Origin of the sequence: Flavobacterium hungaricum, assembly GCF_015182285.1 — a bacterium.
Classification (GTDB): Bacteria; Bacteroidota; Bacteroidia; order Flavobacteriales; family Flavobacteriaceae; genus Flavobacterium; species Flavobacterium hungaricum.
On the sequence record NZ_PRDM01000005.1, the window covers coordinates 100677 to 113409 of the forward strand.

Below are 12733 nucleotides of genomic sequence, written 5' to 3' on the forward strand. Positions count from 1 at the left end.
TCCCAAACCCCAATCGTAAAATTGGAATTTGGAATTTTAAATATTGAAATTTTAAATAATTACCCTACAAGGTTAATTATTTTACCAGGAACAATAATCACTTTATTTGGAGTTCTTCCGTCTAATTGTTTTTGTGTTCTTTCGTCTTTCATTACGATTTCTTCGATTTGTTCTTTGGTTAAATCCAAAGGCAATTCGATGGTGAAACGCATTTTTCCGTTGAAAGAAACTGGGTATTCTTTATTCGTTTCAACCAAATGTTTCGCTTCAAAAACTGGGAATGGAACTTCTGAAATAGAAGTTGTATGTCCTAATTGCGACCATAATTCTTCTGCAATATGCGGTGCGTATGGCGAAACCAAAATAGCTAATGGTTCTAAAATCGTTCTTGAATGACAATTTTGAGAAGACAATTCATTCACACAAATCATAAATTGAGATACCGAAGTATTGAAAGAGAAATTCTCAATATCATCAGCTACTTTTTTGATCGTTTTATGCAACGATTTTAAGTTGTCTTTTGTTGGTTCGTCGTTGTTTACGATTAAACCATTATCATCAAAATACAATCTCCATAATTTTTTCAAGAAACCAAATACACCAGAAATACCAGCCGTATTCCAAGGTTTTGCCTGCTCTAACGGACCTAAAAACATTTCGTACAAACGTAATGTATCAGCGCCGTATTCAGCACAAATATCATCTGGAGTGACAACATTGTAATATGATTTCGACATTTTTTCGACTTCACGACCTACAATGTATTTTCCATTTTCATCAAAAATAAATTCTGCTGTATTAAAATCTTCTCTCCAAGCTTTGAACTTTTCAATATTTAATTCATCAGAAGAATTAACAAAATGAACATCAACACGAATTGGCTGTACATTTTGACCTTCAATTTTATTCTTAGACACAAAAGTATTTGTTCCTTCCAATCTGTAAACATAAGCTGTAGTTCCCAAAATCATTCCCTGATTGATCAGTTTTTTGAATGGTTCTTCTGTTGGAGCAAAACCTTTGTCTTTTAAGAATTTATTCCAGAAACGAGAATACAATAAGTGACCTGTTGCGTGTTCGCTTCCGCCAATGTATAAATCTACACTTTCCCAATAAGCTAACGCTTCTTTGCTTGCAAATTCATTTTCGTTGTGTGCATCCATGTAACGCATCCAGTACCATGAACTTCCCGCCCAACCTGGCATCGTGTTCAATTCTAATGGAAAAATAGTAACATTGTCAATCAACTCAGTACTAACCACTGCTGACTTAGCAGTATCCCAAGCCCAAACAGCTGCGTTTCCTAACGGAGGCAAACCGTCTTCTGTTGGTAAATATTTCTCCACTTCCGGCAAAATAATTGGCAAATGCTGTGCATCAATCATTTTAGGCAATCCGTTTACATAATAAACCGGGAAAGGTTCACCCCAATAACGCTGACGAGAGAAAACAGCATCACGCAGACGGTAATTTGTTTTTCCTGTTCCCTGCCCGATTTCTTCTAATTTGGCAATTGCCTTTTTAGTCGCGTCTTTATAATTTAATCCGTTTAAGAAATCAGAATTAGCGATTTCTACGTTGTCTTTTGATCCGTAAGCTGCTTCAGAAATATCAACATTAGCGAAGATATTTTTGATTTCCGGCATTCCGTTTTGTCCTTTAAAGAAATTAGCAAAAGCATAATCTCTTTCGTCTCCGCAAGGAACCGCCATTACAGCACCAGTTCCGTAACCTGCCAAAACGTAATCACCAATCCAAACCGGAATTGGTTCTTTTGTAAAAGGATGTTCTGCATAAGCTCCTGTAAATACTCCCGAAATGGTTTTTACATCGGCCATACGCTCACGCTCAGAACGTTTTGCTGTTTTTTCGATATAGGTCTCAACCGCTTCTTTTTGTTCTGGAGTTGTAATTTTAGCCACCAAATCATGTTCTGGCGCCAAAGTCATAAAAGTCACTCCAAAAATAGTATCAGGACGAGTTGTGAATACTTCTATATAATTTGTTTCAGGTTTCACGTTTAAAGCTGCTTCACTTTGCGCATCTTCCTGAGACTTGCTACTTGAAACTTGAAACTTAACCAACGCCCCGACTGATTTCCCGATCCAGTTTCTTTGAGATTCTTTTATAGACTCGCTCCAGTCAATATCATTTAAACCTTGAAGTAAGCGCTCTGCATAAGCAGAAATTCGCATGCTCCATTGTGTCATTTTTTTTCTTATAACAGGAAAACCGCCGCGCTCCGAAACTCCGTTTACAATTTCGTCATTTGCCAAAACCGTTCCTAAACCAGGACACCAGTTTACCTCGGTTTCTGCCAAGTAGGTCATTCTGTATTGCAGTAAGATTTTTTCTTTTTGATCTTCAGAATATGATTTCCATTCATCCGCAGTAAAAATTGCTACGTTGTCGTCGCACACTGCTTCAACCAAAGCGTTTCCGCTTTCTTCAAAAACCGTTACCAATTCTGAAATATCAAAAGCCTGTCCTTGTTTTCTGCAATACCAAGAATTGAACAATTGAATAAAAATCCATTGTGTATGTTTGTAATAATCAGGATTTGACGTACGTACTTCACGAGCCCAGTCAAAAGAGAATCCGATTTTATCTAATTGTTTTCTGTATCCTGCAATCTGCTTTCCTTCTTTATCTACACCTCCGTCAATATTTACGCGCGTTGTATCTTCAGGGCGTTGTCCTGTCTGAATCGCATATTGTTCTGCAGGCAATCCGAAACTGTCATAACCCATCGGATGCAAAACATTGAAGCCTTGGTGTCTTTTAAAACGAGAATAAACATCTGATGCAATATACCCCAGCGGATGCCCCACGTGTAATCCTGCTCCAGATGGATAAGGAAACATATCGAGTACATAGTGCTTCGGTTTTTCAGAGTTGTTTTTTGCCGCAAAAGTTTGCTTTTCTGCCCAATATTTTTGCCACTTGGCTTCTATTTCGTTTGGATTGTATTTCATTTTTTTAAGGTACAAAGTTGCAAAGTGACAAAGTTTCTAAGGTTTATCACTTTATGAATTCAGCGCAAATTTACATTTATTGTAGATTGTACCAAAGCTATTTCGCTGACAAACAAATAAAATCTAAAAATACTTATTTTGAATTAAGTAAAAATACGTATAATTGCAAATGCAAAAAAAACACGTAGCGATTCTCACTAGAGCTTTTTAATGCATTTAAACATAGATTTTTATTCTCAAAAGACATTTAATAGAAATAAATTTCTCACAGATAACAAAACTATGTGTATTTTTATAATGCGAAATGCTTTTTAAAAATAGTTCAAAACAATAATTGTATGTTTTGTAAAATCACATTTAAAAAAGAGCTTTCTTACAAACCATAGTAATGTCAGAAAATAAAAAATACAATATTGAAGTCCGAATTTGGATCGAAGAAACTTCGGGTCCATTTTTGGGAATCGGGAAAGTCTGGCTTTTAGAAAATATTCAAAAAAACGGCTCGATTACCAATGCAGCCAAAGAAATGAAAATGGCGTATCGACAAGCATGGCAATTGGTAGAAGAAATGAATCAGCGTGCTGAAAGTCCGCTGGTAGAAAAACTTTTGGGCGGAAAAGGCGGCGGCGGCGCAAAACTGACCGAAGCCGGCGAACGTGCTATAGCAGTATTTTATGAAGTTGAAAAACGCATTAAAGATTTTGCTTTGAAAGAAACGCAAAATTTAAAATTGTAATTTAATAAGCAGTAATTATTGTTTCCAGAACTGTAATGATGATTTTAATCATATTCTAGAAGCTAAAAAAATAGTTTTTTTGCTCTAAAAACCAGTATTCATTTTAAAACATATTGCTTTAATTTTTATTGTTAACTAAAAACCATTTTTCAATCAAGCAGTATTCATTTTAAAACACACTGAAAAAGGCACCGTACTTTCACAACCTTTAAACATGCTGCTTAAATAGTAAAATCATGAAGATACAACTTTACTTATTCTTGTTTTTTATAAGTTTTAAAAGTTTCTCTCAAATAGAAAATTCTAAAAAAAGCCAAGACAGTATCAAAAAAGAAGAATTAAACGAAATTGTAATTACAGCTTCGCGTCGTTCTGAGAGCTGGATGCGCTCGCCGATTAGTATTGAACAATTAAAATCGGCGGAAGCCAAAATAATGGGTTCTCCAAGTATTTATGAGGCTTTAGAAAACGTAAAGGGTGTACAAATTATTACGCCGAGTTTGGGTTTTAAAGTCATCAATACGAGAGGTTTTGCCAATTCTACCAATGTTCGTTTTGCCCAATTGGTTGACGGAATCGACAATCAGGCGCCACACTTGGGTGCTCCAATTGCAAACGCTTTGGGCGCCAATGATCTGGATATTGACAAAATCGAAATTATTCCCGGAACCGCGGCGGCTTTGTACGGAATGAATGCCATTAACGGTCTGGCAAACATTCAAACCAAAAATCCTTTTGAATACCAAGGCATCAGTATTCAGCAATTGACGGGCGTAAATCACATTGGAAATGTAGATCGGTTTTCACCAAAAGTATATTCTCAGTTTAATCTACGACTTGCAAAAGCTTTTAGCGAAAAACTGGCTTTCAAAGTAAATGCTTCGACAACCGGCGGAAAAGATTGGGTTGCCGATGACCGAACCGATCTAGCTCCGAATGCAAATGCTTCTACTAATTTATTCGGAATTGATAATCCCGCTTATGATGAAGTAAACGGTTACGGAAACGAGTCTGCAAACCGAAAAACACTAAATCTAAACGGAAAAAATTATGTGGTGGCAAGAACGGGCTATCGTGAAACGGATATTTCTGATTACGATATCAAAAATTACAAAGCTGATTTTGGATTGTACTTTCGACCAAAAAAAGATCACGAACTCTCGCTGACTTATAAAACGGCATTGATCAATACGATTTATCAACGCTCTAATCGCTTTAGCTTAAATGATTATACATTGAATCAATTTGCGGTTGATTACCATACGCCTATTTATCAAGTAAAAGCATATGCCACGACCGAAAATACAGGAAACTCATACAACCTGCGCTCACTGGCAGAAAACATGGATCGTGCTTACAAATCTGATGATAAATGGTTTGCAGATTATAGTACTGCTTATAAAAACGCGGTAACAAACGGAGCAACAGTTGCAGAGGCGCATAAAATTGCCCGAACACAATCTGATCAAGGTCGTTTTGAACCTGGAACTGAAGCATACGAAAACAAAAAAAACGAATTAATCGACATTAATAATTGGGACATTGGCGCAGCTTTACGCGTAAAATCGACTTTGGTTCATGCAGAAGGTTTGCTAAATTGGGATAAAGCTTTTATACCTTTTTTCGAAAAAATCAATGCCAAATTGCTGAGTGGTTTTGATTACAGAAATTATATTATTGTTCCTGACGGGAATTATTTCATCAATCCAAAAAATGACGGCGGCAATCTGACCTATCAAAAAACTGGAGGTTTTACACAGTTAACTAAAGATTTGTTTGAAAGTAAACTGCGTTTGGGAGCAACGTTGAGAATTGACAAAGCCGATTATTTTGATGCTAAATTAACACCGCAATTTACAGCAGTATATTCCCCAAAACAAAGTCTGAATTTTAGAGCTTCTTACCAAAATGGCTATCGCTTTCCGAGTATTTTCGAAGGCTTTTCTAATGTAAATTCGGGCGGCGTAAAACGTGTCGGAGGTTTGAGAATTATGTCTGATGGTATTTTTGAAAACTCTTATACAAAAACTTCAATAGATAAATTTCAGTCGCAGGTTAATAATGATGTAAATACATTAGGTCTCACACAGGCGGCCGCGATTGTAAAAAACCAAAACACGCTTCAAAAAAATCCGTATACGTATTTAAAACCCGAATTTGTAAATTCTTTTGAAATTGGGGTTCGCGGCATTGCTTTAAATAATGCCCTTTATATTGACGCCGATTTTTATTACAATGCTTATAAAAATTTTATTGCGCAGGTCGAAGCCAGTATCCCGAATACAACAGATCCTAATTTGATTCCGACCTCCTTATATTCCAGAACAACGCAAAGTCGTTACCGCTTATGGACGAATTCTAAAAGTAAAATCTTTAATTACGGCGGAAGTTTAGGTTTAAAATACAGAATTGACGAAACTTTTACGGCATTAACAAATCTCACCTACACCAAACTTGACCGAACAGATGACAAAGACGGATTGGAAGATGGTTTTAATACGCCTGAATTTAATGTAAACGGAACTTTATTGGTCAATAATATCTGGCGAAATCTGGGCGCGAGCGCAACGGCACGCTATCAGAACAATTTTGATTATGTTTCTTTTTTGGTTTCAGGAACGGTTCCTGCTTATTGGTCTATGGATGCTCAGATAAATTATGCTTTCAAAAAAGGAATTTCAGCAAAATTAGGCGGAACAAATATCCTCAACAAACCCTATACTTCGATTCTAGGAGGGCCCTCAATCGGCGGATTGTATTATTTGTCACTAGTTTGGGAAACGAATAAAATTTAGAAAAAAAGGTTCAAAGCTGCAAAGGCACAAAGCTGCAAAGGTTAATTCGAACCGCAAAAATGCAGACTTGCCTATTTTTTTTCAGCCACAAATTAAAGGATTTAAAAATCATTTTTAATTCTTTTAATCTGTGGCTATTCTTCTTTACTTTGCTAACATTACTTAAAACTTTGCGCTCTTTGCGGTTAAATCTATTTTTCAGATTTCTTATTTCAATATCAAATCGTACATTTATACTATAAAAGTTTGTTAATAACTTTAAATAAAGAAATTCTTTATTATTTTTACCACATAATTTAAGCATACTATGAGTTCTAACTTTGATAAATTTCAAAAGCGCAGGTTAATTTCCTCTTATTTTTCGGTAGTATTAAGTGTTTTCTTGGTATTGTTCCTTTTGGGAGTACTAGGATTGTTCATTATTAATTCTAAAAAATTAGCGGATGATTTTAAAGAAAAAATCGCCATGACGGTTTTCTTCAAAAACGAAGCTAATGACAGTATTATTAAAGCTTTTAACAATGACTTAAAAAAAGCTCCTTTTGCATTGTCTTATGTTTATGTTTCTAAAGAAAAAGCTGCTAAAGAACATACCGATATTATCGGCGAAGATTTCTTAACCTTTTTGGGAGAAAATCCTTTATTGAATTCCTACGATATTCACTTAAAAGCAGATTATGTAGAGAGAGACAGTATCGCTAAAATCGAAAGCCGTCTGCGTCAAAATACTATGATTTCTGATATTGTTTACGACAAACAATTGGTAAATCTGGTGAACGACAACATCCGAAAAGTAAGTATGTGGATTTTGATTATCAGCGGTTTCCTTACTGTAATTGCCGTTTTATTAATCAATAGTTCGCTTCGTTTATCGATACATTCAAATCGTTTTATCATCAAAACCATGCAGATGGTTGGTGCTACAAAAGCTTTTATTCGTAAACCTTTTGTAATGCGAAGCGTAAAATTAGGAATGCTGGGTGCTGGTTTGGCGATTATCGCTCTAATTGCACTTTTAATTTATGTAGAAACCAATTTCCCTGGATTGGGAATTCTGGAAGACAAAGTTTTAATTGCTTTAGTTTTACTTGCAGTTTTCGGATTAGGTGTTTTAATCACTTGGATAAGCACGCATTTTGCAACACAGCGTTTCTTGAATTTAAGAACAGACGATCTTTATTAATTTAGATTTTAGATTTTAGATTTTAGATTTTAGATTTTAGATTTTAGATTTTAGATTTTAGATTTTAGATTTTAGATTTTAGATTTTAGATTTTAGATTTTAGATTTTAGATTTTAGATTTTAGATTTTAAAAGCCTTCGGCTTTTAATGGATAATAAATACCAATTCTGAGTTGATCAGGAATAAAAAAATAAAAATGAAAAACAACTATAAAGACCAACAACAGCCGCAGTCCAAACAAGAATTTCTTTTTGACGAGATCAATTACAAAATTCTTTTGATCGGAATTGCTGTTATTGCAGTCGGATTTATCTTAATGTCTGGCGGCGGAAGTAAAGATCCGAATATTTTTAACGAAGAAATTTTCAACTTTAGAAGAATACGTTTGGCACCGACAACTGTTTTATTAGGTTTCGGAATCACCATTTTTTCTATTTTCAAAAAAAACTAAATAATTCAGATTATCAAGATCTAGATTAGTATGCCCTTCTCCCGAATTCTCGGGATCGCTCGGGATGACAATCTAAAATCTAAAATCTAAAATCTAAAATCTAAAATTCTTAATGAATACTTTACAAGCTATTGTTCTTGCTATTATTGAAGGAATCACAGAATTTCTACCGGTTTCTTCGACTGGACATATGATCATTGCTTCTTCTTTTTTCGGAATAGCACATGATGATTTTACCAAACTTTTCACGATCGTGATTCAGCTTGGTGCAATACTTTCGGTAGTCGTTTTGTACTTCAAAAGATTTTTTCAGACTCTTGACTTTTATTTTAAACTTTTAGTCGCTTTTATTCCTGCCGTTGTTTTAGGATTATTATTAAGCGATTTTATTGACGGTTTATTAGAAAATCCTGTAACGGTAGCCGTTTCTCTTTTACTTGGAGGTATTATTTTATTGAAAGTAGACGAATGGTTTAATAAACCAAACGATCCAGAAATTTCAACAGAAATCACGTATGCTAAAGCTTTAAAAATTGGTTTATTTCAATGTTTGGCCATGATCCCGGGAGTTTCTCGAAGCGGTGCCAGCATTGTCGGCGGTATGTCACAAAAGCTGACCAGAACTTCTGCTGCTGAATTTTCATTTTTCTTAGCCGTTCCTACTATGCTGGGCGCAACGGCAAAAAAATGCTACGACTATTACAAAGATGGTTTTGAATTGTCTCACGACCAAGTAAACCTGCTTATTATTGGTAACATCGTTGCTTTTATAGTAGCGCTTTTAGCGATCAAAACTTTTATCGGATTTTTGACTAAAAACGGTTTTAAAGTTTTTGGATATTATAGAATTATTGCTGGAATCGTTTTATTATTGATTCACTTTTTCATTCACCCGCTTACCATTATATAATGACACCTGAAGAATATTTAGACGGACAAGTTTTATTGATTGACAAACCATTAAAATGGAGTTCGTTTCAAGCTGTCAATAAATTAAAATACCTTTTGATCAATAAAGTCGGACTTCCAAAAAAGTTCAAAATTGGTCACGCCGGAACTTTAGATCCGCTTGCAACTGGACTTTTATTAATCTGCACTGGAAAATTCACCAAAAGAATTTCTGAATTACAAGGGCAGGCAAAAGAATATACCGGAACTTTCTATATTGGGGCCACTACTCCATCGTACGACTTAGAAACCGAAATCGATCAGACTTTCCCAATAGAACATATCGACGAAAATTTAATTCACGAAACAGTAAAACAATTTTTGGGCGAAATCGACCAAAAACCACCTATTTTTTCGGCTATTAAAAAAGACGGTGTTCGTTTGTACGAACATGCGCGTGCTGGAGAGACAATAGAAATTGCAAGCAGAAAAACAACTATTCATGAATTTGAGATCACCAGAGTAGCATTGCCTGAAGTAGATTTTAGAGTAGTCTGCTCAAAAGGAACTTATATTCGATCTTTGGCTTATGATTTTGGAAAAGCGATGAATTCAGGTTCCCACTTAACCGTTTTAAGACGCACTAGAATTGGCGAATACGACGTAAAAAACGCCATTGACATTACTTTGTTTGAAGAAGAACTCCTAAAAAAATAAATCTTGTATGAAAAGAATTTTACTGACTATTGCATTTATTTTATTCTTTAATTTATTTATTAATGGTCAAGTAACAAAATTCACGTACACGCAATTTGACATCGCTGTATCTATTACAGGAAATCCAGATCGAGATAATTCAAATTATCCTGAATCTACTTCTTCAAATGCTTTTTTTGTTCCGAATGGTTTAGGATCAAAAATCGGATATGGAGTTCATTATCGAAAATGGCTTACTTTCGGAATTCATAGCGGACTAGACTGGAAATGGGACAGTAAACTTGTTGCGGTTCCTGTATATTTAAATTTCGGATTAAGTCCAAAAGTCGGTCCCGAAACTAGAATTATGCTTCAAGCAGGTTACGGAAAAGGTTTTGCTCTGGGTCGCGGCAACTTAAACGGAGAATATAAAAAACTAAAACTCGGAATTGGTTCTGATGATTTTATCCTTTTTGCAGAAATCAGCGATTATGCTTTTCGTCTTCACGATGAAAAAAGCATAGGAAGTATTTCTTTTGGAGTAACCTTAACAGATTTCTTTAGCTACAAGTCCCAAGAAGATTAATTTTCTTTCTAAAAATAAAAAAGCACATTACTTTTTTATGGAGTAATGTGCCGTGTTTCCTTAAGTAAATAAGTAAAATTAGTTCATACTTATTTTCCTGAGTTAATAGTGAGGCACATTTTTCCCTCCGAATAAAAACATAGAAAAGAAATCATAAAATCTTTCGAATAACTTTTTCATAATAGTGTATTTTTAATTATTAAACATTAAATAAACACCAATACAAAGAGTAAATCAGAAAGTTATAATAGAAGTGGGTTTCTATTTACTAAGTTACAAAATTAGAATTAATATAAAAACACTTTATGATATTTTTTTTGATCAAATTGTTTGTTTCTCAATAACTTAACTTAAAAAAATCCTGAATCAAAGTACTTTCTAAATTAATTATAACCTGTTGTACTTTATGCTTTCCATGATTCCGACTAGTTCCTGCTGTACCGAAATACCTTTATCCGTTAAATACCACAACTGCAGATCTGTTTTTATTTTTTCGTCAATAACTCCAAAATCTCTTTTGTAATTTGTCATTAATTCTGAAGCTCCTGTAGGTCTTGGTCCCCAGTCGGCACGAACAATTCCGGCTTCTTTGCAAATAATAAGTACTTTAGGAATTGCTCTTCCTCCGTTTGTCAAATATTGGTTCATCAAATCGTTATTTTCATCACGAAGTGCAATTCTAAGATCAATCTTTTTGTTGGAGCTCAGCGCCATCTTATTTAAAACTGGAAGGATCTGCGCTGCATCGCCGCACCAGCCCTCAGAAAGCACAAGCCAGATGTAATGATTCTCCAAATTCTGAAGTTTATGCGCAATCACTTCTTCAATTGCGATGGTTTTGTCCAGCCTGTTCATTCTCGCTTCATTCAGTTTGGAGTAATTCGTCAAACTTTCAGACTGTTCATTTCCTGTAGATTTTCCTTCAGACAAGAGATCGCTTACTAGTTTTCTGTATTCAATATAGGAATGCGTACTGAATAATGTTTTGGCTACGATGCTTTTCATATTTTTTTCTTTTTGAGTACGATAAATTTAAGCAATTTTACAAACACAGGATTATGACTTTTGTCATAATAAAAACATCGCTTTTAAGACAAAAGTCATCACTCCTGATATATTAATAAATTCTAGGTATCGCACGTAACATCATCCCAATCTGCTCCTCCATAATTTATCAGCCAGTTTAAGGCATAATGGCGCTCATACACAACCCCAGGATGCACCTCTGTCATTTCTTCTCCATTTATTCTTGCATCAACACAAGCCCAATCCAGTCTGTAATACAAATCATTTAATGCTAGTATTTCATCCTTACTCCTGGCATTAAAATTCGAATTGATAAAATCATTAGGATCTTTATGCGGACCAACCGGATAGTCCTGTTCTGGAATATCATTTAAACTGCACAAAACATCCGGAAAACCAAGATCCTCTATTTTATTAAGTGCGTACATCAAAACCCAAATGCATTCGCATTTCCATGACTCGCTGCTTTTTTTCTGTTCTGTCGGATTTGCCAGAAAATCTTTTTCATCTGGAGTAACAAAGTCCCACAAGTTATAGTTTTGCAAATACGCAGCCGCTTCTTCATTTGAAATGGAACTAAAGGCAACTAAGTTGGTCATTGCCAGAATACAGATACGCGTTGCAATTTCTTGCGGAGTTCTCAATTCAACCTCTTCTTCTGCTTCTATAAACGGCAGGTATTTATTGATTTTTACAGCTCTTTCTTCCAGAATTTTTTCGCTGTCGGCTTTCCATTTCTTTTGTTGTTCCGTTATTTCAGCAGGCTGCTTATCGTAATAAATACTGTTGATTTTTACTTCAAGACTTTCAACATCACAATGTCCATCAGTATCAAGCAGTAAATCGAGATTTCGGTCTAAAAAATGCTGTCCGTCAGATTTACTGATTATGGTTTTGGGCTGCACAAAAAGAACGGCATCAAAATCTGCCGCCAGTTTTTGGATCAGCTCTTTTAAATCTTTGGTTTGTCCCTTTTCCTGACTAATTGAAAACTCCGAATTTAAAGTCTCTATCTTACGCAGAAACAAAGTCTTAATTTTTTCGTTTTTTGATGGCAAAGAATCTACATATCCATACAAACCTCTAAGATTTCCGGTTAGCGAACAATTGTCTGTGTCTGGAATTTGGTAAGACGGTTCTTCTCTCTGGCGGTATTGTATCGTAAATTTACTTCCAGAACTCAGGAAACCTCCTTTGATTTCTACTTCGGCAGTTTGAGATTCAGCTTGGGTACTTATTTCAACAGCAGCTTTAGGATAAGTGCTTTGGATTGTCTCAACAATTTTTTCAAAACCAATTTGGTGTGAATAAAGTGTACAAATCATATTTTAAAGTTTTCAATTACTATTTTTTATGTTTTTTATTTCCATTTTTACATACGGCAGTACCTTTAAACC

The 12733-nt window shown here is 35.0% G+C and carries 10 protein-coding genes; 7 read left to right on the forward strand and 3 right to left on the reverse strand.

Features of this window, described 5'->3' with window-relative positions:
• Positions 1-59: 59 nt before the first annotated feature.
• On the reverse strand, positions 60-2975 hold the full coding sequence (gene leuS / locus C4F50_RS19880) for a leucine--tRNA ligase (RefSeq protein ID WP_194140395.1): 2916 nt from the start codon (positions 2973-2975) through the stop codon (positions 60-62).
• Between the two features lie 388 nt (positions 2976-3363).
• Between leuS and C4F50_RS19885 the strand changes: the two genes are divergently transcribed.
• The 7 genes from C4F50_RS19885 (at position 3364) to C4F50_RS19915 (ending at position 10310) form a co-directional block, all read left to right on the forward strand.
• The gene (locus C4F50_RS19885; RefSeq protein ID WP_194140396.1) at positions 3364-3711 is read left to right on the forward strand and encodes a winged helix-turn-helix domain-containing protein; all 348 of its coding nucleotides are present in this window, start codon (positions 3364-3366) and stop codon (positions 3709-3711) included.
• Between the two features lie 236 nt (positions 3712-3947).
• Complete coding sequence (locus C4F50_RS19890) at positions 3948-6506, forward strand: TonB-dependent receptor (RefSeq protein WP_194140397.1); 2559 nt, start codon at positions 3948-3950, stop codon at positions 6504-6506.
• 307 nt (positions 6507-6813) lie between these two features.
• Positions 6814-7689, forward strand: a complete 876-nt coding sequence (locus C4F50_RS19895; RefSeq protein ID WP_194140398.1) for a cell division protein FtsX — start codon at positions 6814-6816, stop codon at positions 7687-7689.
• A gap of 196 nt (positions 7690-7885) precedes the next feature.
• On the forward strand, positions 7886-8140 hold the full coding sequence (locus C4F50_RS19900) for a DUF3098 domain-containing protein (RefSeq protein WP_194140399.1): 255 nt from the start codon (positions 7886-7888) through the stop codon (positions 8138-8140).
• A gap of 112 nt (positions 8141-8252) precedes the next feature.
• On the forward strand, positions 8253-9050 hold the full coding sequence (locus C4F50_RS19905; protein WP_194140400.1) for an undecaprenyl-diphosphate phosphatase: 798 nt from the start codon (positions 8253-8255) through the stop codon (positions 9048-9050).
• On the forward strand, positions 9050-9745 hold the full coding sequence (gene truB / locus C4F50_RS19910; protein WP_194140401.1) for a tRNA pseudouridine(55) synthase TruB: 696 nt from the start codon (positions 9050-9052) through the stop codon (positions 9743-9745). Before C4F50_RS19905 ends, truB begins: the two co-directional genes overlap by 1 nt.
• Positions 9746-9752: 7 nt before the next feature.
• Positions 9753-10310, forward strand: coding sequence for a hypothetical protein (locus C4F50_RS19915; protein WP_228012093.1), 558 nt, complete (start codon positions 9753-9755; stop codon positions 10308-10310).
• 387 nt (positions 10311-10697) lie between these two features.
• Here C4F50_RS19915 and C4F50_RS19920 read toward each other — a convergent pair whose 3' ends face one another.
• Positions 10698-11315, reverse strand: a complete 618-nt coding sequence (locus C4F50_RS19920) for a thioredoxin family protein (protein ID WP_194140402.1) — start codon at positions 11313-11315, stop codon at positions 10698-10700.
• 122 nt (positions 11316-11437) lie between these two features.
• Positions 11438-12661 (reverse strand): DUF4272 domain-containing protein, encoded by a 1224-nt coding sequence (locus tag C4F50_RS19925; protein ID WP_194140403.1) that lies wholly within the window; start codon positions 12659-12661, stop codon positions 11438-11440.
• Between the last annotated feature and the right edge of the window lie 72 nt (positions 12662-12733).

Coding starts and splice junctions, on each gene's coding strand:
- leuS (WP_194140395.1), bottom strand. CDS start 2,975: ATGAAATACAATCCAAACGAAATAGAAGCCAAGTGGCAAAAATATTGG.
- C4F50_RS19885 (WP_194140396.1), top strand. CDS start 3,364: ATGTCAGAAAATAAAAAATACAATATTGAAGTCCGAATTTGGATCGAA.
- C4F50_RS19890 (WP_194140397.1), top strand. CDS start 3,948: ATGAAGATACAACTTTACTTATTCTTGTTTTTTATAAGTTTTAAAAGT.
- C4F50_RS19895 (WP_194140398.1), top strand. CDS start 6,814: ATGAGTTCTAACTTTGATAAATTTCAAAAGCGCAGGTTAATTTCCTCT.
- C4F50_RS19900 (WP_194140399.1), top strand. CDS start 7,886: ATGAAAAACAACTATAAAGACCAACAACAGCCGCAGTCCAAACAAGAA.
- C4F50_RS19905 (WP_194140400.1), top strand. CDS start 8,253: ATGAATACTTTACAAGCTATTGTTCTTGCTATTATTGAAGGAATCACA.
- truB (WP_194140401.1), top strand. CDS start 9,050: ATGACACCTGAAGAATATTTAGACGGACAAGTTTTATTGATTGACAAA.
- C4F50_RS19915 (WP_228012093.1), top strand. CDS start 9,753: ATGAAAAGAATTTTACTGACTATTGCATTTATTTTATTCTTTAATTTA.
- C4F50_RS19920 (WP_194140402.1), bottom strand. CDS start 11,315: ATGAAAAGCATCGTAGCCAAAACATTATTCAGTACGCATTCCTATATT.
- C4F50_RS19925 (WP_194140403.1), bottom strand. CDS start 12,661: ATGATTTGTACACTTTATTCACACCAAATTGGTTTTGAAAAAATTGTT.